The sequence below is a fragment of the Patulibacter ginsengiterrae genome (assembly GCF_056269115.1).
This window is the reverse complement of sequence record NZ_JBWDOG010000015.1, coordinates 42,113-61,362: the sequence shown is the minus strand read 5'-3', so window position 1 is coordinate 61,362 and position 19,250 is coordinate 42,113. Positions and strand designations below refer to the sequence as shown.

Below are 19,250 nucleotides of genomic sequence, written 5' to 3'. Positions count from 1 at the left end.
GTGCCTCGGGCGGGCGGATCGGGTCCACCGGGGGTGTGCTGCGTGCGGGCACGCGGTCCTTCGATCCGGGAGCTCGTGCGCGGAGCTCGGTTGGCGATCCGGCCGGCCGCGCGTGGAGCACGCGCGGAGGGCCGCAAGCCAGCAGGTCTTCGGACTCGGGTTCGCTCGCGCGGGGCGCCTTCCCGGATCGCCTGGATCCAGTGGCCGATGCCCCACCCGTCCCCCTCACCGCTGCGCGTCAGCTCCGGATTCGCACCGGATTCCCTGACCCATCGCTGGGTACGACTGGCTCGGTCGGGACCCTAGCGAACGGTCGGTCGAACGGCGCCGCCGGTGGCGCGTCGGCGCTCGGTCTACTCCGCGTCGGGCCCCAGCCGATCGGCGCGGCCGGTCAGGTAGCGCTGCTCGGGCAGGCTGGTGGTGCGGCGGGCGGCCCGCAGGTAGAGGGTCCGCGCGGCGTCGGCGTGCCCGGCCTGCTCGAGCAGGTGGCCGCGGACCGCGTCGAAGCGGTGCCCGCACGCCGTCCGCGCGCGCTCGTCGAGCGTCTCCAGCAGCGCCAGTCCGGCGGCCGGGCCGTCGGCCATCGCCACCGCGACGGCCCGGTTGAGCGTCACCATCGGGTTCGGCTCGAGGCGCTCCAGCAGCCGGTAGAGGGCGACGATCTGGGCCCAGTCGGTGCCCTCGGCGCGGGCCGCCTCGGCGTGAACGGCGGCGATCGCCGCCTGCAGCTGGTACGGACCGAGGGCCGCCGCGGCGAGGGTCGCGGTGACCAGCGCCACGCCTTCGTCGATCTCGTCCCGGTTCCAGGCGGTGCGGTCCTGCTCGGCGAGCGGGACCAGCCCGCCGTCGGGGTCGGTCCGGGCGGCCCGGCGGGCGTCGGTCAGCAGCATCAGGGCGAGCAGCCCGGCGACCTCGCCGTCGTCCGGCAGCGTGCTGCGAACGGCGCGGGTCAGCCGGATCGCCTCGCCCGTCAGCTCCCCGCGGTGCAGCGCGGCCCCGGCGGTCGCGGTGTAGCCCTCGTTGAAGATCAGGTAGAGGACGTGGAGCACGACCCCGAGGCGGTCGCCCCGCTCGGGCTCCGGCGGCATCGCGAAGCTCGTCCCGGTCGCCCTGATCCGCTGCTTGGCCCGGCTGATCCGCTGGGCCATCGTCGCCTCCGGCACCAGGAAGGCGCGGGCGATCTCGGCCGTCGTCAGGCCGCCGACGGCCCGCAACGTCAGCGCCACCTGCGAGGCCGGCGAGAGCTCGGGATGGCAGCAGAGGAAGAGCAGGGCGAGCGTGTCGTCCTCGGCCGCTGGCGGCTCGGCGTCGGCGGCGGGGGCGACGCGGGCGTCGCGCGGCTCGCGGGCCGCGACGACGTCCTCGCGTGAGCGCCGCGCCTGCTCGCTCCGCCAGTCGTCGGTCATCCGCCGCGCGGCGACGGTGATCAGCCAGCCGCGCGGATGCTCGGGGACGCCGTCGATCGGCCACTGGAGGGCCGCCGCGAGCAGCGCCTCCTGGACGGCGTCCTCGCAGGCGTCGAAGCGTCCGTAGCGGCGGACGAGCGTGCCGAGGACCCGCGGCGCGAGCCGGCGCAGCAGCTCCTCGGTGCGCTCGTCGTGGGTCACATCTCCTCGCCGCTGGTGTGCATGATCTCGCGCACCTCCATCGACCAGTACTGGGCGTCGGGCCAGCGGGCGGCGATCTCGACCGCGCGCTGCTCGTTCTCGCAATCGACGATCAGGTAGCCGGCGAGCTGCTCCTTGGCCTCGGCGTAGGGGCCGTCGGTGGTCGCCGGGACGCCGTCGCGGACGCGGACGATCTTGGCCTGAGCGGCGTCGACCAGGGCCTGACCGCCGACCAGCTCGCCGGACGCCGTCAGCTCCTCCATCACCTCGTTGACCTCGGCGAAGAAGGCGTCGCGCTGCTCGCTGGAGAAGCCCTCGATCGCGGCCTTGTTGTTGCGGATCAGCAGGATGAACTTCATGGTCGTGCTCCTGGTCGTCGCGGCACCGCCGATCGGTGCCGTTCGCAGGGAGGTCGGAACCGGGCGCGCGGTCTCGACATCCGGACCCGAAGACTCTCGGATGCGGGGCCGGAAGGGGCGCGGATCTCGTGGGCCGAGCTGAGCCGCTCGGATCGACCGTCGTGGCGGGACGATCCGCGGGTGAGCCGGTCTTCCGGCCGGCGAACGGCGGTTGGCGGGCCGTGCGCCCCGACGGCGCCCGCCCGGCCGGCAACCGTTCGACCTTCGCGGCGTCGCGCGCTATGGTCCGCCGCGGAGTCGATCCACCCCAATCCGTGGGGTCAGGGAATCCGGTGGGAATCCGGAGCTGACGCGCAGCGGTGAGGATGCGGATCGTGGCCACGACGCCACTGGGAGCGACGGACCGTCTGTCCGTCGGCCTGGGAAGGCGGCCGCGATCGAGTTGCATCCGAGTCCGAAGACCTGTCGACTCTGCACTGGGCGGGCCTTCCGTTCCGGTGCTTCTGACAACAGTGGCCTCGCGACAAGGCCGCCGCAGAAGGAGACGGATCAATGGCACGTACCGCTGTGCTCGGGTTCCCCCGCATCGGAGCCGACCGCGAACTGAAGTTCGCCCTGGAGGCCCACTGGGCCGGATCGCTGACGGCCGAGGAGCTGCAGCAGACCGCCTCCGGTCTGCGCGGGCAGCACCTCAGCCGGGCGCGAACGGCCGGGATCGAGGTCCTGCCGGTCGGTGACCACGCCCTCTACGACCACGTGCTCGACGCTGCCGAGCTGGTCGGGATCGTCGCGCCGCGTCACGCCGGCGAGCCCGACGCGCTCCGCCGCCACTTCCTCGCCTGCCGCGGCGACGAGCGGACGACGCCGCTCGAGATGACCAAGTGGCTGGACACCAACTACCACTACCTCGTCCCCGAGCTGCGGGCCGACCAGGCGTTCCGCCTGAACCCGGCCAAGTGGCTCCAGCAGCTGCGGGAAGCGCGAGCGCAGGCTCCGGACGACGACCGCGTGGTCCTGCGCCCGGTCGTGCTCGGCCCGCTCTCGCTGCTGTTGCTGGCCAAGCTCGACGGGGCGGACGCCGACCCGCTGGCGCTGCTCGACCGGCTGGTCCCCGTCTACGTCGAGCTGCTCGAGCTGCTGGCGGCGGAGGGCGTCACCGAGGTCCAGCTCGACGAGCCGGCGCTGGTGCTCGACCGAACGGACGCCGAGCTCGACGCATTCGCCGCCGCCTACCGCGTCCTGACCGGGATCGCTCCGGCCGAGGGCGGGGACGCCGCGACCGGGGATCTCCCGTCGCGCGATCGCGCCCCCGCGCGCCCCGGGATCGCCCTCGCGACCTACTTCGACCGGCTCGACGAGCGCACGCTGGCGCGGATCTCGGGCCTGCCGCTGGCCGAGCTGCACGTCGACCTGGTCCGCGCGCCGGAGCAGCTCGACGCGGTCCTCGCCGCGCTGCCGGCGACGGCGCGGCTCTCGGCGGGGGTCGTCGACGGCCGCAACGTCTGGGCCACCGACGTCGACCGCGCGCTCGACCAGCTCGACCGGATCGTGGCCCGGATCGGCAGCGACCGGCTGACGATCGCTCCGTCCTGCTCGCTGCTGCACGTCCCCTACCGGGCCGCGCGGGAGACGAAGCTCGACCCCGAGCTGCGCTCGTGGCTGGCCTTCGGGGAGGAGAAGCTCGACGAGCTGGCGCTGCTGCGGCGGGCGCTGGACGCCGATCACGGCCGCCGCGACGAGCTGCTCGCCGACGCCCGCGCCCGCAACGCCTCGCGACGCAGCTCCCCGCGGACCAACGATCCGGCCGTCCGCACCCGTGCCGGGGCGCTGCGGCCCGGCGACTACGACCGCTCGGCCCCGATCGACGAGCGGCTGGCGCTCCAGCACGAGCGGCTCGGCCTGCCGCTGCTGCCGACCACCACGATCGGCTCGTACCCCCAGACCAGGGAGATCCGCGAGGTCCGCCGGCGGCGCCGCACCGGCGAGCTCGACGAGGCCGGCTACGAGACCTTCGTCAAGAGCCAGATCGACCACGTCGTCGCGGTCCAGGAGGAGCTGGGCCTCGACGTGCTGGTCCACGGCGAGCCCGAGCGCAACGACATGGTCGAGTACTTCGGCGAGCAGCTGGAGGGGTTCGCCTTCAGCGAGCTGGGCTGGGTCCAGAGCTACGGCAGCCGCTGCGTCAAGCCGCCGATCCTGTTCGGCGACGTCGCCCGACCGCGCCCGATGACCGTCGACTGGTGGCGCTACGCCCAGTCGCGCACGGCGCGGCCGATGAAGGGGATGCTGACCGGGCCGGTCACGATCCTGCAGTGGTCGTTCGTGCGGGACGACCAGCCGCGACGCGAGACCTGCGTCCAGATCGGGCTGGCGATCCAGGACGAGGTCGAGGACCTCGAGGCCGCCGGTTGCGCGGTGATCCAGGTCGACGAGGCCGCCCTCCGCGAGGGACTGCCCTTGCGCCGGGCGGAGCAGGGCGACTACGTTCGCTGGGCGGTCGACTGCTTCCGGCTGACCGCGGCGCGGGCCCGTCCGGAGACCCAGATCCACACCCACATGTGCTATTCCGCGTTCAACGAGATGATCGAGGAGATCGCCCGGCTCGACGCCGACGTGCTCTCGATCGAGGCCTCGCGCTCGGGCATGGAGCTGCTCGAGGTCTTCGAGCGGTTCGACTACCCGGGCGAGATCGGCCCCGGCGTCTACGACATCCACTCGCCGCGGGTGCCGTCGACCGAGGAGATCGAGGAGCTGCTGCGCCAGGCCGAGGCGCGGCTGAGCGCGCGCCAGCTGTGGGTCAACCCCGACTGCGGGCTGAAGACCCGCGGCTGGGAGGAGACCCTGCCCGCGCTCCGCAACCTGGTCGCGGCGGCCCACCGGCGGCGGGCGGCCGTGGCGGCGGGAGCGAACGGATGAGCCGCGGGTCGCGTCGGTCGAGGCGGGACGGGACGCCTGCCCTCGGTGGGCGGCCCCACGGCCCGGTGGCCGGAGGCGGGCGGCGATGAGCGTCCTCGAGCGACTGCCGGGGCTGGCGACGACCGGCGTCGGGAGCCTCCCGTTCGACACGCCGGAGGCGGCCGTCCGCCACGCGACTCGCGCCTACGCGCTGCCGTTCTGCCCGCAGCTCCCGCGGCACGACGGCGACATGGTCAGCGAGTGGCTGGGAGCGGGCTGGGCGGGGGCGACCGGCTGCGGCTGGACCAGCGAGCGCGACCGTGAGCGGCCGGTCGCGTGGGACGCGTTCCTCGCCGCGCTCGGCGAGCGCGACGCACGGGCGGCGGCCCGGGATCAGGCTTCGGCGGCCGGCGACGCGCCGGTCGCGGGGGAGGGGCCGGTCGCGGGCGGCCGGTCCGCCGTCGGCGACCACCGGCTGGTCAAGCTCCAGGTGACCGGGCCGGTCACGCTCGCGGTGGCGCTGGAGCGGGCGGCCGGACGCCCCGGCTGCGGCCGGCCGGTGGTCGAGCTGGCGGCCGAGGTCGGTCACTGGCTGGCGGCGAACGCCGGCGCGCAGATCGCCCGGTTGGCGGCGTTGGGCTACGACGCGGTGGTCGTCGTCGACGAGCCGGGCCTCGTCCACGCCGGTCTCGGCGCGGACGACGTCGGCGTCTGGGACCCGCTGCGCGCGGGCGCCGCGGCCTGGGGCCTGCACGTCTGCTCGCAGGTCCCGTGGGCGGTGGTCCGGGCGGCGGAGCCGGACCTGCTCTCGTTCGACGTCACCCGCTACGCGGTCGGCGGCGAGGGGGCGACGGTCCTCGCCGGCCTGATCGAGGGCGGCGGCCACGTCGCCTGGGGCGCGCTCGATCCGGTCACTCCCGACGGCGTCGGCGACCTGCTCGCGCGGGTCGCGGCCTCGATCGGCGCGGTCACCGCCGCCGGGACCTCGGTCGAGCGGCTGTTCTCCCGCAGCCTGCTGACGCCCTCCTGCGGGACCGGGCGGCTCTCGCCCGAGCGCGAGCGGCTGGTGGCCTCGGTGCTCGACGCCGGGGCCGGGGCCGCCGAGGCGGTCTGGCGGGCGTGGCCGCCGCTGCCGGTTCGCTGAAGCGGGCTCGGCTCGGCGCGGCGCGGGCGCGGGGCGGGCGTGGCCCGGCGTGGCGCGGCGCGGCGCGGTGGGGCCCGGCGGCGGGCGACCGGTCAAGGTTGTGTGCGCTAACCGCACGCAACCTCAACCGGTCGCCGCTCAGGCCGCGGACCTCAGCGGATCGCGACCCGCTGGCTGACCGCGCTGCGGCCGGAGTCGATCCGCAGCGTGTAGCTGCCCTTGGCCAGCCGGCGCCCGGCGCGGACGCGGAGCGTGGTGCGGGCGTTGCGGCTGGTCCCGGTCGCGTAGACGCGGCCCTGGCGGGTCAGCTTGGCGGTGGCCGTCCGGGCACCGGTGGCCCGGGCGCTGGCCTTGCCCGTCGTGGCCGGCTTGACCGTGCAGGTGACCGTCGCGCGGGACTTGCGCTTGGTGCTGACCCGGCAGCTGGCGGTCGCGTCGCGGCCCTGCGGACCACCCGCGCCGGCCTTGCCCTTGCTGCCCTTCGCGCCCTTGGCGCCGATCGCACCCTTCGGGCCGACCGCGCCGGGGACGCCCTGCGGGCCGGTGCCGCCGGCCGTGCCGCGCTCGCCCTGGGGCAGCGCACCGCCCGCGCCGCGGAGCGTGACGCTCGGGGCCAGCCGCAGACCGGCGAGCGACGCCCGCAGGCTCGCCTCACGCGGGCCGCTCGCCGACGGCGAGAAGCGGACCGTGACCGTGCAGCTGCCGCCGGCCGGGACCGGCGCGTCGCTGCAGGTCTCCGAGCTGATCAGGAAGTCGCCGCCCGCGGCCCCGTCGACCCGCACGCCGCGAACGTCGAGCGACGCGGAGTCGGGGTTGGCGAGCGTGACCGTGGTCGGCGCGCCGAGCGTGCCGGTCGCGACCGGGCCCAGCGCGACCGCGTCGGTCCCGAAGCTCGGCAGGTCGAGCCCGCGGATCTGGACGTCGGCCGGCAGCGGACCGCAGTCGTGGCCGGCGGCGTCGCGGACGCAGACGTCGAGCCGGTTCGAGCGGATGTGGTTGGGGCTCGCGGCCTTGATCCGCTTCCAGCCCGGCGTCGACCAGCGGATCGACGCGCGACCCTCGCTGTCGGTCTCGACCGTCGCCGGATCGTCCGTGAGCACGGTCTGGTCGCCGGTCGTCGGGTCGGTGCTGGCCGGCGCGACGTCGACGCCGGCCGCCGGAGCGAGCAGGCCCGGCGAGTAGCTGTCGAACGAGTCGCGCGCGGTGACCGCCAGCGGCGCCCCGAGGTCGACGGTGAAGGTGCTCTTGACCGGAGCGACCGACGGCGAGCCCTCGCCGGCGGAGGTCGACTCGCCGATCCCCTCGGGCCCGTCGAGCCGCAGCGGGGTGCGGGTGCCGAACGCGTCGGCGATCCACAGCACCGCGTCGTCCGGGTTCATCCGGTACTGGCAGCCGCCGACCGAGGTGAAGGTCCGGTTGACGAGCACGCCCCACCACTGGCTCGTGTCGTTGTTCTCACGGTCGGGGCCGAACTGCTTGACGAAGTAGTCGTCGAAGCCGTCGTACCAGAGCGCGTCGAAGCCGCGGCCGACCAGCGCCTGCCCGTCGACCGTCGCGGCGGTCGGGGTCGGGCCGGGCTCGTCGTGGGCGCCGTTGTTGGTGCCGTCGCAGCGGCGGCTCTCGCTGTCGCTCGCGGCCCGGATGTCGTGGCCGCGGGTCAGGATCGGGCCCTCGAAGAGGGTCTTGTCGTAGCCCTCGGTGCGGACCGTCACCTCGGCGCGCGGGGACGGGGCGCCCGCCTGGGCCGCCGTCGTGCCGGCCCCGGCGAGGGCCAGGCCCGCGACGACGGTGAGGGCGGCGAGCCGGGTCGCGGGCCGGATGCGCATGCGCAGGCCGCTCATCGGATCACGATCCGGTGGCTGCGGCTGCTGCGGCCGCTGCCGATCCGCAGCGTGTAGCTGCCCTTGGCCAGCCGGCGCCCGGCGCGGACGCGGAGCGTGGTCCGGCCGTTGCGGGCGGTCCCGGTCGCGTAGACGCGGCCCTGGCGGGTCAGCTTGGCCGTGGCCGTGCGGGTCTTCGCCTTGCCCGTGGTCGCGAGCGTGACGGTGCAGGTGACCGTGGTCCGGGCCTTGCGCTTGGTGGTCACGCGGCAGCGGACGCTGGCGTCCTTGCCGCGCGGCCCGGTCGCGCCCTTCGCGCCGGCGGAGCCCTTCGCGCCACGAGCGCCGATCGGGCCGGGGACGCCGATCGGGCCGGGCGCCCCGACGAGACCGGGCGCACCCGGGTCGCCCTGCGGGCCGGTGGCGAGCGCGCCGCCGACGCCGGTCAGCGCGATCGTCGGGGAGACGACCGTGCCACCCACGCCGAGGACCTGGATCCCGGCCTCGCGCTCGCCCGCGGCGCTCGGGGCGAAGCGGAGCTCGACCGTGCACGACTCGTCCTGCGCGAGCGTGATCCCCGCGCAGCCGTCGCGCGTGATCAGGAAGTCGTCGCGGTGGCTGCCGGCGACGACCGCCCGCCGCAGCTCGACCGCGTCCTGGGTCGCGGTGAAGCTGACCGTCCGGGCGGCGCCGAGCGTCGCCTCGGGCTGCGCGCCGAACGCCTGCGCGCCGTCGGTCGTGGCCAGCGGACGGACCAGCTCGAGCGCGACGGTGCCCCCGAAGCGGACCGGCTGGCGAGCGGCCTGCCGGGCCGCGCCGCCGTCGATCCGGGCCTGCCACTGGGCGCCGTCGCTGGCGGCGTCACCGTTGACGGTCGTGATCGCGTTGCCGGTCGCGGACCAGTCGTCGACGCAGCCGGCCGGCACGGAGGCGGTCTTCGCGGCCGCCAGCACGTCGGTCAGCGGGGCCCCCGAGGGCACCTGGACGGCGCAGTAGCGGACGTCGCCGTCGCCGGGATCGACGCCGAGCGCGATCGGCACGGTGGTCCCGTCGGCGACGGTCGCGAGCGGGCGCCAGCGGGGCTGGGCCGGGTCCGGGCGGGCCGGCGGATCGGCGGAGAAGATCTTGCCGGAGAGCGCGCGGGTCGCGACCTCGGTCGCGTTCATGTCGCGGCTCTCGGTCGGCGCGGTCACCGACGGGACGAAGCGGAAGCTGCCGCTCTCGCGCTGGAGGCCGAGCATGAAGCTGATCGGCGTCTGGCCGGTGGTCGTCGTCCAGGCCGCCCCCCGCGGGTCGATCCCGCAGGCGTTGAGGCCGATCACGGCCCAGCCGGCCGAGGCGATGTTGTTGGCCTGGGTGCCGAGCCCGGCGGCGAAGCCCCCGGTCGTGTCGTTGAGCTTGCCGCGGAGGAAGCTCGCGCCCTTGACGATCTGGGGGTCGTCGGCGGTCGCCCCGGCCCCGCAGATCATCGCCATCGCGGCGCCGGTCATGTCGATGTCGCCGCTCGTGGCGAGGTTGCCGTCGGCGCCGTAGACCCAGCCGCCGTCGTTGTGCTGGCTGCGGCGGACGATCGCCGTCAGCTTCTGCTCGACGCCGCGGGGCATGTTCAGGTGCGGGCCGGCGAGCAGCGCGAAGCCGTCGCTGTTGATCGCGGGGGTCGGGCCGAGCTGGCCCTTCGCGACGTTCCAGCGGCTGGCCAGCGAGGCGGCGAGGTTGACCGTCGGCGAGACGCGGGTCGGGTCGATCCCGGCCGAGTGCGCCAGCAGCGCGGCCTTGCCGATCGAGCCGGCGACGTTCGCGTTCGGCAGCGTCGCGTAGCTCGGGGTCGCGTACTGGGCCTGCCAGTAGTCCTGGAGCGACTGGGTCGCGGTCGGGCTGCGGACGTCGGCGGCGTTGATCCCGGCGGCCGCGAGCGTGGTCAGGGCCCAGTCGCCCTGGAAGCCGGTCAGCGAGCCGTCGGCCTTCTGCTGGGAGACGATCCAGGCGCCGCCCTGCTGGACGGCGTGGTCGATCTCCGGCTGGGTGACGGCGGCGCCGGCGGTGGCCGGCAGCGCGAGGGTCGCGAGGGCGACCGCGGTCAGCGTGCGCCAACGAGGTCGTGCGGGGTGCTGCATGTCGTTGCTCCTGTCCTCCAGGGGCAGGCGGCACGCAGGGGCGTGGCACCGGCCGTCTGGACGCGAGACGGGGTGGATCGGATCGGCCACGAGTGGATATTCGGGCTCGGGATCGTCCTCGCGGCTCGCCTTCCCGGGATCGCTCCCGGTGGCTTCGTGAGCCGCTCGTCCCCCATACCGCTGCGCGTCAGCCCCGGATTCCCACCGGAGTTCCCCGCTCGTGACGGCACGGACCGTAGCAGTCCGATCCTCGCGAGACGCGTGCTACGGTCCGGGCTCTACAACCAGCGGATCGTGGCCAAGGGAAGACCGGTGAGAGACCGGCGCGGACCCGCCACTGTGAGCGAAGAGCACCGTCGCACCACGCACGTCGTGGGGTAGGCCACTGGGGGACAGCACCCCTGGGAAGGCGCGGCGGAGCGGACTCGTGAGCCAGGAGACCTGCCCGATCCGGCAACGTCGACGACCCCTCGGGAACAGGGGGAGGACACATGAAGCGCTCACGCACGTGGTGGCTCGCTGCCGCCACGATCACGATCGCGGCCCTCGGGCTGCCCAGTTCGTCCACCGCGGCACCAGCCGAGCAGCGCGTCCGGATCGAAGGCCGGGCCACGACCCTCTTCGAGGGGCCGATCCTGACCGCCGGCCACGCGCTGAAGGCGTCCTCGGACCGCACCCCGCGCCGGTGCGACGGGACCAACAACGGCGCCCACCCGACCCCGGGGCCGACGCCGACCGCGGCCGCCGACGACGCGATGCGGCTGGCCGGCTTCGACTTCGACGCGCTCTGGTACGACGGCTTCGACGACTACTACCTGACCCGCTTCGGGCCGGACCGGGAGGACCTCGGGATCGGCGCCTCGTGGGGGATCCTCGTCAACGGGATCTACACCTCGGTCGGCGGCTGCCAGTACCGGATGAACCCGGGCGACCTGGCGTTCTGGGTCTACGACGCGTTCAGCATGCGGCCGCTGCTGCGGCTCGACGGGCCGGCCGGGATCGGCGAGCCGACCGCCGACGTCGAGGGCGGCCCGTCGACGGCGCCGACCCAGCAGCAGTTCACCGTCGGGGTCGATCAGCCGTTCCCGGTCCGCGCGATCCAGAACGAGCCGACCGGCGACATCGGCGCGGCCGGCGCCCGCAAGCCGGCCCCGAACGTGCTGGTCGCGCCGGTCGCGACCGCGGCGAACGGCGTCCAGACCGTCCTCCGCGGCGACCCGTCGACGAAGACGACCGACGCCGACGGCCGCACCACGCTGAGCTGGTCGACGCCGGGGATCTACCGGATCAAGGCCGACGCCGATCGCTTCGTCCGCTCCAACCGGCTCGACGTCTGCGTCGAGCCGAGCCCCGGCGCGGGCTGTGGTCCCGACGCGCTCAACCCGCCGAGGACCCCGCCGCCGTCGCCCGTCCCGCAGCCGAAGCCGACCCCGGTCGGCAGCGGCTCGACGGTCACGTCGAAGCAGCAGGGCGCGCTCACGGACTTCCGGGTCGGCAAGGCCGTCGTCAGCGGTCTGCGGATCACCACCGACGGCAACCCGACCGCGCTGATCGGCGTCCGCTGGACGGTCGCCTCCGGCGCGATCGGCTCGTGGCGGATCGAGTCGCGAGCGGCCGGCCAGAGGCGCGCCCGCTGGAAGCTCGCCGCCCGCGGCGCCGGCGAGCTCTCGACCCTGCTCGACCTGCCCGTCGGCGGCAGCTCCGACCTGCGGATCCGGTTCGCCGCCGACGGGGCCACGGTCACCAAGACGCTCGGGTCGGTCGTCGTGCCGACCGACGATCGCGTCCGTCAGGTCCGCTTCGGCGGCCGGATCGCGCGGGAGCGGGACGGGCTCGCCTGGCGGCTGACCGTGACCCGGATGGGCCGCGGCGCGACCCTCAGCACGCGCCTGCCCGCGGGCCGGCCGACGCTGGTCGTGCGGAGCGACCGCAAGAACGCGCGGATCGAGCTGCGCGGCGCCAGCGGCAAGCCGCAGCGGCTGACGATCCGCGGCAGCGAGGACGGCCGGACGCGGATCGTCAGCGGCCGGCGGCAGCAGCGCTCGGGCACGGTTCGGGTCAAGGTGCTCTCGGGCAGCGTGCGGGTCGACGGCGTCGCCGTCCGGCCCTGAGTCCGGCGACCGACGGTGCGGGTGGCGGGCGGGCAGCGGGGGGCCGGTGGGCGGGCCGTCGTCGCGGTGGTGACGCTGAGCCTGGGCGTGCTCGTCGGCGGCCCGCTCGCCCCCGTGCCGACGGCCGCCGACGCGGCCCCGCGGGCGGCGGCGAAGCGGGACGGTCCGCAGCTCGACCGCCGCAACCAGGGGCGACTCGACGACCTCGTCCGCTTTCTTCAGGACACGCAGAACGACGACGGCGGCTACGGCGGCTCGCCCGGGGCCGCGTCCGACCCGATGATCAGCGCCTGGGTCGGGATCGGCCTGGCCGCGGCCGGGATCAACCCGCAGGACCAGAAGCCCCCGGGCGACAAGGGCCGCAGCGTCGCCACCTACCTCGAGCACCACGGCCCCGCCCGTCGAGCGGGCCAGGAGCCGGTCACGACCGAGTTCGAGCGGATCGGGATGTTCGTCAACGCCGCCGGGCTGAACCCCCGCAGCTTCGGCGGCCGCAACTACGTGAAGCTGCTGCTCGCCCGCCAGCAGACCACCGCCTGGGACCCGGCGACGGGCCCGGCCGGCGCGTCGGCGAGCGGGGCCGGGGACGGGATGCCGCCGGTTGGGCCGGGCGCGGCCAACGGCGGCATGGGCAACCGGGCCGTCGCGCCGCGGGTCGTCCCGGCCGGCTGGTTCCCGCACGTCGCCGGGGGCCGCGCGCCCGGGGTCAACGACACGATCTTCGCCGTCTTCTTCCTCGCCGGCGTCGGCGATCCGGCGCTGGCCCGCCCGATCGCGCGGGCGGCCGCGGCGATCGAGGCGATGCAGCGCCCCGACGGCACCTGGCCCGCCGTCCGGCCCGGCGACGGCAGCAACACCGACATGACCGGCGCGGCCGTCCAGGCGCTCTGCGCTGCGCGCCGCTGCGGGGGCACCGCCGTGCGGACGGCGCTGCGCTGGCTGCGGAGCAACCAACAGGCCGACGGCGGCTGGATGTCCGGCGACATGCCCGGCGAGCGTCGGGGCGAGTCGAACTCCGGCACCACCCCCTGGGTCGTCCAGGCGCTGTGGTCGGCGGGCGAGGACCCGCGGCGTTGGAAGCGGCCCGGCGGCGTCGACCCGTTGGGCTTCCTGGCGTCGCTCCAGCGCCGCGAGGGCAGCATCCGCTGGCGGCAGACCCGCGACCTCAACCCGACCTGGATGACCGCCTACTCGGCTCCGGCCTTCGCCGGCCATCCGTGGCCGGTCCCGGCGCCGCCGCGGGCCGCGGTCGTGCGCGAGGAGGCTCGCCGCGACGCCCGCCGGAAGCGCGAGCGTCAGACGCGTGTGGCGGTCCGCGAGGAGTCGGCGCGCGGGCAGGCGGGCGAGCTCGCCTCCGGCGGCGGGGCGACCCAGGCCGGCGGCGGCGGGCGCGGTGCCGACCTCTTCAGCCGTCCCCAGCCCCAGAGCCAGGGGGCGACGACGGGCGGCGTCCGCGACACCCAGCGGCGCCAGCAGCGGCAGCGGGGAACCCGCGGCGACCGCGGCGCGACCGGAACGGCGGCGGCCAGCGGGGTGGGCAGCGACGGCGGCGTGCAGAATGGCGAGCGGCGTCGGGCCCCGACGCCCGGGCCGCGGCCCGACGGCGAGGTCGCGGGGCAGGTGGTCCAGCAGCCGCGCGGGACCGAGGGGACCGAGCAGCAGCAGGCGATCGCGCCGGGACTGCGCTCGGCGAAGGCGGGCGGCACCACGCCCCCGTGGGCAACGATCGGAGTCGGAACGATGTTCCTGTTGTGCGTGTTGGTGGGGGCGGGCGTCGAGCGCCGCCGGACGAGGGTCGTGCTGTGAAGCGGCTCGCGCTGGCCGCGCTGCCGCTGGCGGCGACGGTCCTGGCCGGCTGCGGGGTCGGCGCCGGGGAGGCGACGAGCGACGTCCAGCTGCGGGTCAGCGATGGCTTCGGGAGCCGGACGATCCTCGACCGCGACGCCCCGAAGGTCGAGGGCGACGACACCGTGATGCGGCTGCTTCAGCGCAACGCCGACGTCGAGACCGGGGCCGGCGGCGGCTTCGTCGAGTCGATCGACGGGCTCGCGAGCGGCGAGGACCGCGACGGCAACGCCCACGACTGGCTGTACTTCCGCAACGGCGTCCAGTCCGACCGCGGGGCCGCCGCCGTCCGGCTCGCCGACGGCGACCGGATCTGGTGGGACCGCGAGAACTGGCGGGTCGCGCGGGTGATGGCGGTCGCCGGCTCGTTCCCGGCCCCGTTCCTGCACGGCACCGACGGCCGCCGGCAGTCGGTCGAGGTCGTCTGCGCGACGCCGTCCGGGGCGGCCTGCCGGACGACGGTCGCGCGGCTCGGCGAGGTCGGGGTGACCGCCCGCTCGGTCGGCTGGCGGACCGACGCCAAGCCGCAGGCGCTGCGGCTGCTGGTCGGGCCCTGGGCGACCGTCCGCCGCGACCCGCTCGCGCGCCGGATCGAGGCGGGCCCGAAGGTCTCCGGCGTCTTCGGGCGGCCGTCGAAGGCGGGGATCACGCCGCTCGACCGTCAGGGCGCGGCCGGCCCCGCCGTCCGCAGCGGCTGGGGTCTGATCGCCGCCACCCGCAAGACCAGCGAGCCGCCGACCTGGGTCGTGACCGGAGCGACCGAGGCCGACGCCGCCCGCGCCGCCACCGTCCTGCGCGCGTCGACGCTGGCCGGCCGCTTCGCCGTCCTGCTCCGCGGCGACCGTCCGAGCGGGCTGCCGGAGACGCGGTGATCGAGAGCCGCCAGTGGGAGGACGCTCGCGCGTCCCGTCCGCGCCCGTCGGCCCCGCGGGGGCGGACGCGGCTCGGCCGTCGTCGGCGTTCGGACGACGCGCCGCTGGCTCCCCGCGCGCGGCCGCTGGTCGGGCTGGCGGCGATCGCCTACCGGCGGCGGGCGACCGCCCTCCACGCGGCCCGGCCCGCTGTCGGCGCCGCCTACTGCGCCGCGCTCGGCGTGCTCGCGCTGGCGGCCTCGAACCCGATCGTGCTGGCGATGGTGCTGGCCGCGGTCGTCGCCGCCGGTGCCCGCGTCGGGGCGCTCCCGGCCCAGCGCCGCGCGCTGCTGCTGGCGCTGCCGATGGCCGTCGTCCTGATCGTGATCAACGCCCTGATCAACCGCCACGGCCTGACGGTGCTGCTGCGGCTCGGCGAGCTGCCGCCGTTCGGGCAGCTCGACGTCACCGCCGAGGCCCTGACGTCGGCGGCGATCCTCGCGCTGCGGCTGGTGACGGTGATCCTCTGCGGGATCCTCGCCGCGGCCGCGGTCGACCCCGACGGGCTGCTGATGGCGGCGCGGCGCTGGTGGCCGTCGGGCGCGCTGACCTCGGCGCTGGCACTGCGGATCGTCCCGGTGCTCGCCCGCGACGGCCAGCGGATGGCCGACGCCCGCCGCTGCCGCCCGCCCGGGGTCCCGGGCGCCCACGGCACCACGGGCTCGCGTCTGCTGGTGCTGCGGGCGGTGACCGGCTCGGTGCTCGAACGGGCCAGCGACCTCGGCGCGACCCTCGAGCTGCGCGGCCACGGCCTCCCGCGGCGCCGGGTCCGCCGGCTCCGGACGGCGTGGTCGCGGCCGGACCAGGCGATCCTGGCCGCGGCGCTCGGACTGCTCGCGATCGCCGCCGTCGGCCTCGTGACCGGGGCCGGGACGATCGTCACCGACCCGCTGGTCGAGGTCCCGACCGGCCCGCTCGCGCTCGCGCTGGCCGCGGCGGTCCCGCTGGTCGCCCTGCTGCCGCTGACGCTGCGGCGGGGGACCGGCCGATGAGCGCCCCCGTCCTGACCTTCGACGACGTCAGCTACCTGCACCCGGGCACGACGGTGCGGGCCCTGGACGGGGTCTCGCTCGCGGTCGCGCCCGGCGAGTTCGTCGTGCTGGCCGGATCCTCCGGCTCGGGCAAGTCGACGCTGCTGCGCGCGGCCTGCGGGCTCGCGCCGCACCAGCAGGGCGGGACCCTCGCCGGACACGTGCGGGTCGCCGGGCGCGACACCCGCGACCACGATCCGGGCGCGCTGGCCGAGGTCGTCGGGACCGTGCTCCAGGACCCCGAGACCCAGGTCGTGCTCAACACCGTGCGGGCCGAGTTGGCGCTGCCGCTGGAGCTGCGCGGGCGGGCGCCGGCGGCGGTCGCGCTGGCCGTCGAGGAGGCGGCGTTGGCGCTCGGGATCGAGGCCCTGCTCGACCGTGGCACCCACGAGCTCTCGGGCGGCGAGCTGCAGCGGGTCGCGCTCGGCGCGGCGCTGGTCGCGGGCGGCGCGGGGGCGGGATCGCCGTCGGGCAGTGGCGTGCGCCTGTTCCTGCTCGACGAGCCGACCTCGCAGCTGGATCCGGTCGCCGGTGACGAGCTGGTCTGGCTGCTGCGACGGCTGAACGAGGAGCACGGCTGCGCGGTGGTGCTGGCCGAGCACCGACTCGACCGCTGCCTGCACCACGCCGACCGGGTGATCGCGCTCGACCGCGGGCGGATCGTCTGCGACGCGCCGCCGTCGGCGTTCCTGGCCTGGGCGGCCGAGGCCTCGCCGGGCCTGCTGCCGCCGGCCGCGCGCCTGTTCCGGGCGGCGGGCCGGACGCCGCTGCCGGTCGGGGTCAAGGACGCGCGGATCGCGCTGGAGGACGCGGGCGTGCCGGAGGACAGGAGCGTGCCGGAGGACAGGAGCGTGCAGGAGGACGCGGGCGGGCCGGAGGACGGGAGCCGCGTGGGGGACGGAGCGGCGGGGACCGGCCTGGCCGCCGATGGGCGTCCGGTCGGGACGACCGTGAGCACGAGGACGGATCCCGGGGCGACGTCCGGGACGACGGAGGTGGCGGTCCGGAAGGAGGCGATCGATCCAGTCGCGGGAGACGGGATGGTCCCGGTCCCGGTCGGTCGTGGCTTGGAGGGTCCCGCCTCGGACGATCACGACCCGGCTGCCCCCGCCCGTTCCCGCGGCTGGTTCGGTCGCCGGGGCCGTCCCGCGGCGCCCACCGATGCCCCTGGTCCCGCCGTCGCCGCGCACGCGGTCTGGCGCGAGATCCTCGACGGCCCGAGCGTCCTGCGCGGGATCGATCTGCGCGTCGCCCGCGGCGAGCGGATCGCGCTGATGGGCCGCAACGGCGCGGGCAAGTCGTCGCTGCTGCGGGTGCTCGCCGGACTCGACGCCCCGACCCGCGGGCGGGTCAGCGGGGCCGGACGGTTCGGGCTGCTGCCGCAGCACCCCGGCGACGTGCTGCTCCACGACCGGGTCGGCGACGAGGCCCCTGCCCACGCGCTGGCGCTGGTCGGGCTGGCGGCGCTGGTCGACCGTCACCCGCGCGACCTCTCCGGCGGCGAGCGCCAGCGGTTGGCGTTGGCGGTTGTGCTCGGGGGCAGCGAGCCGCCGGTCGGACTCGGCCTCGACGAGCCGACCCGGGGGATGGACGCCGCCGCCCGCTCCGCCCTGCTCGAGGAGCTGGGACGGCTGGCGGACGGCGGCGCTGGCGTGGTCGTGGCGACCCATGACGTCGAGTTCGCGGCGAGCTTCGCCGACCGGGTCGTGCTGCTCGCGGCTGGCCGCCTGATCGCCGACGGGCCCCCGGCCGAGCTGCTCGGCGGCGGCTGGTACTTCGCGACCCAGACCGCGCGGATCCTCGGCCGGCCCGGGATCGTCACCCCCGAGCGGGGCGGGACCTGGCTGCGGGAGCTCGCGGCGGCGGAGGCCGGGCCGGCGTCCCCGGGCGACCAGGCCGCCGCCGGTCGCGGGCCACGGACGAACGCCGCGATCCCGAACGCCACGGCCCCGAACACTGCGGCTCCGAACGCCGCGACCCCTGACGCGGCGCGTGGCGTGGCCGACACCGAGGTTCCCGGGGGCGACCGATGACCTGGGGCCTCTCCAGCCTCGCGATCGTCGTCGCCGCGCTGCTCGCGAGCCTCTGGTGGTACGAGCGGACGCGGCCCTCGGCGCGGACGGTCGCGCTGGTCGGGACCCTGGCGGCGCTGGCGGCGATCGGGCGGCTGGTGTTCGCGCCGATCCCCAACGTCACGCCGACGACCGACATCATCGTGCTCGCCGGGGTCGCGCTCGGGGCGGCGCCGGGCTTCGCGGTCGGGGCGGTCGCGGCGCTGGCCTCGAACATCATCTTCGGCCAGGGCCCGTGGACGCCGTGGCAGATGCTCGCCTGGGGCTGCTGCGGCCTGCTCGGCGCCGGCCTCGGGGTCGTCTTCCGGCAGCGGCTCGGTCGCTGGCGGCTGGCGGCGGGGTGCCTCGTCGCCGGGCTGCTGTTCGGCCTGATCATGAACGTCTCGACCTGGCTGACCTTCACCGCCGGCGCGGGCGGGGACACGCTGCTCGCGGTCGCCGCGACCGCGGCCCCGTTCGACGCCGCCCACGCGATCGGCAACGTCGTCTTCGCGCTCGCCTTCGGCCCGGCGCTGCTGCTGTCGCTGCGGCGGACGCAGGCGCGGCGCGAGGGCCGGTTCGTGGCCCCGGAGGAGCTGCCCGTGCGTCCGTGAGGATCGGGGCGCGGGCGGGCGCGGGCGGCCGCGCCGCCGCTCAGCGCCGCTCGTCGAAGCCGCCGCAGTGGGCCCAGACGCCCCGGCGGTGGCGGCGGGCGTCGTCGGCTGCGGCCGTGATCCGGCGGTTGGCCGCTGCGCCCCCGCCGCGCGCGGGGACCCGGTACGGGCGGGCCCAGCCCTCGACGACCAGCTGCTCGTCGACGCTCCGGCCGCCGGCGTGGACCTCGCGCAGCATCCGGCCGTAGCGGTCGCGGTCCTGGCTCGAGGGGCGGGTCAGGCTGACGCGGCGGTTGGCGACCAGCTGCCGCAGCCGGCGGCTCGCCTCGGCGCCGCACGGCTCGGCGTGGCCGTAGCGGAGGGCGGTGCTCTCGGGCGCGTCGATCAGGGCCAGCCGGATCCGCTCGTCCTGGCCGTCGAGCCGGACGCGGATCGTGTCGCCGTCGACGACTCGGACGACCCGTCCGCTCTCGCCACCCACCGATCCGGCCCCGGCGTCCGGGTCGCCGTCGCCCCCGGCGAGCACCGTGAGGACCGCGACCAGCAGGCCGAGCGCGGCCAAGGCTCCGGCGACGAGTCGGCGCATGCTCACGACGGCCGCCCGGCCGGCGCGGCTGGTTCGGCGCCGCTCATCGGGGGTCGGAGGGGGATCGCACCGCGGAGAAGCACCGGGGAATGGTCGCGATTGGGCCGGTCGCTTCGCGCTCCGGTCGAGTTAGGGTGGCCCTACTGAACGTGGAGCACGCGC

The 19,250-nt window shown here is 76.3% G+C and carries 13 protein-coding genes and 4 riboswitches; of the genes, 8 read left to right on the top strand and 5 right to left on the bottom strand.

What is annotated here, in order from left to right:
• Nucleotides 1-135 precede the first annotated feature (135 nt).
• Nucleotides 136-292: riboswitch (cobalamin riboswitch) on the bottom strand.
• Between the two features lie 61 nt (nucleotides 293-353).
• On the bottom strand, nucleotides 354-1,607 hold the full coding sequence (locus ACVUH9_RS17430; protein WP_475759177.1) for an RNA polymerase sigma factor: 1,254 nt from the start codon (nucleotides 1,605-1,607) through the stop codon (nucleotides 354-356).
• On the bottom strand, nucleotides 1,604-1,966 hold the full coding sequence (locus ACVUH9_RS17425) for a YciI family protein (RefSeq protein ID WP_475759175.1): 363 nt from the start codon (nucleotides 1,964-1,966) through the stop codon (nucleotides 1,604-1,606). Before ACVUH9_RS17425 ends, ACVUH9_RS17430 begins: the two co-directional genes overlap by 4 nt.
• A 281-nt stretch (nucleotides 1,967-2,247) precedes the next feature.
• Nucleotides 2,248-2,450: riboswitch (cobalamin riboswitch) on the top strand.
• Between the two features lie 68 nt (nucleotides 2,451-2,518).
• Between ACVUH9_RS17425 and metE the strand changes: the two genes are divergently transcribed.
• On the top strand, nucleotides 2,519-4,882 hold the full coding sequence (gene metE, locus ACVUH9_RS17420) for a 5-methyltetrahydropteroyltriglutamate--homocysteine S-methyltransferase (protein WP_475759173.1): 2,364 nt from the start codon (nucleotides 2,519-2,521) through the stop codon (nucleotides 4,880-4,882).
• An 85-nt stretch (nucleotides 4,883-4,967) separates the two neighbouring features.
• A complete protein-coding gene (locus ACVUH9_RS17415; RefSeq protein WP_475759171.1) occupies nucleotides 4,968-6,005 on the top strand; it encodes a uroporphyrinogen decarboxylase/cobalamine-independent methonine synthase family protein in 1,038 nt (345 codons plus the stop codon).
• A 152-nt stretch (nucleotides 6,006-6,157) separates the two neighbouring features.
• Here ACVUH9_RS17415 and ACVUH9_RS17410 read toward each other — a convergent pair whose 3' ends face one another.
• Together ACVUH9_RS17410 and ACVUH9_RS17405 are read right to left on the bottom strand one after the other, a co-directional pair.
• Complete coding sequence (locus tag ACVUH9_RS17410; protein ID WP_475759169.1) at nucleotides 6,158-7,846, bottom strand: choice-of-anchor D domain-containing protein; 1,689 nt, start codon at nucleotides 7,844-7,846, stop codon at nucleotides 6,158-6,160.
• Entirely contained in the window at nucleotides 7,843-9,939 is a 2,097-nt protein-coding gene (locus ACVUH9_RS17405) for a hypothetical protein (protein WP_475759167.1), read from the bottom strand. Before ACVUH9_RS17405 ends, ACVUH9_RS17410 begins: the two co-directional genes overlap by 4 nt.
• 73 nt (nucleotides 9,940-10,012) lie before the next feature.
• Nucleotides 10,013-10,192, bottom strand: a riboswitch (cobalamin riboswitch).
• 3 nt (nucleotides 10,193-10,195) lie between these two features.
• Nucleotides 10,196-10,402: riboswitch (cobalamin riboswitch) on the top strand.
• 28 nt (nucleotides 10,403-10,430) lie between these two features.
• Here ACVUH9_RS17405 and ACVUH9_RS17400 point away from each other — a divergent pair.
• From ACVUH9_RS17400 to ACVUH9_RS17375, 6 genes are all read left to right on the top strand, one after another.
• Nucleotides 10,431-12,050 carry a hypothetical protein gene (locus ACVUH9_RS17400; RefSeq protein WP_475759165.1) on the top strand — a complete coding sequence of 540 codons (1,620 nt, stop codon included), beginning with the start codon at nucleotides 10,431-10,433 and terminating at the stop codon, nucleotides 12,048-12,050.
• A 69-nt stretch (nucleotides 12,051-12,119) separates the two neighbouring features.
• Entirely contained in the window at nucleotides 12,120-13,856 is a 1,737-nt protein-coding gene (locus tag ACVUH9_RS17395; protein WP_475759163.1) for a prenyltransferase/squalene oxidase repeat-containing protein, read from the top strand.
• A complete protein-coding gene (locus ACVUH9_RS17390) occupies nucleotides 13,853-14,767 on the top strand; it encodes a DUF4430 domain-containing protein (protein ID WP_475759161.1) in 915 nt (304 codons plus the stop codon). The genes ACVUH9_RS17395 and ACVUH9_RS17390 overlap by 4 nt, the downstream gene beginning before the upstream one ends.
• Complete coding sequence (locus ACVUH9_RS17385; RefSeq protein ID WP_475759159.1) at nucleotides 14,764-15,798, top strand: energy-coupling factor transporter transmembrane component T; 1,035 nt, start codon at nucleotides 14,764-14,766, stop codon at nucleotides 15,796-15,798. Before ACVUH9_RS17390 ends, ACVUH9_RS17385 begins: the two co-directional genes overlap by 4 nt.
• Entirely contained in the window at nucleotides 15,795-17,870 is a 2,076-nt protein-coding gene (locus ACVUH9_RS17380; protein WP_475759157.1) for an ABC transporter ATP-binding protein, read from the top strand. Before ACVUH9_RS17385 ends, ACVUH9_RS17380 begins: the two co-directional genes overlap by 4 nt.
• Nucleotides 17,867-18,502 carry an ECF transporter S component gene (locus ACVUH9_RS17375; RefSeq protein ID WP_475759155.1) on the top strand — a complete coding sequence of 212 codons (636 nt, stop codon included), beginning with the start codon at nucleotides 17,867-17,869 and terminating at the stop codon, nucleotides 18,500-18,502. The genes ACVUH9_RS17380 and ACVUH9_RS17375 overlap by 4 nt, the downstream gene beginning before the upstream one ends.
• 40 nt (nucleotides 18,503-18,542) lie before the next feature.
• Here the strand turns inward: ACVUH9_RS17375 and ACVUH9_RS17370 are convergent, their stop codons facing one another.
• Nucleotides 18,543-19,088, bottom strand: a complete 546-nt coding sequence (locus tag ACVUH9_RS17370; protein WP_475759242.1) for a thermonuclease family protein — start codon at nucleotides 19,086-19,088, stop codon at nucleotides 18,543-18,545.
• Between the last annotated feature and the right edge of the window lie 162 nt (nucleotides 19,089-19,250).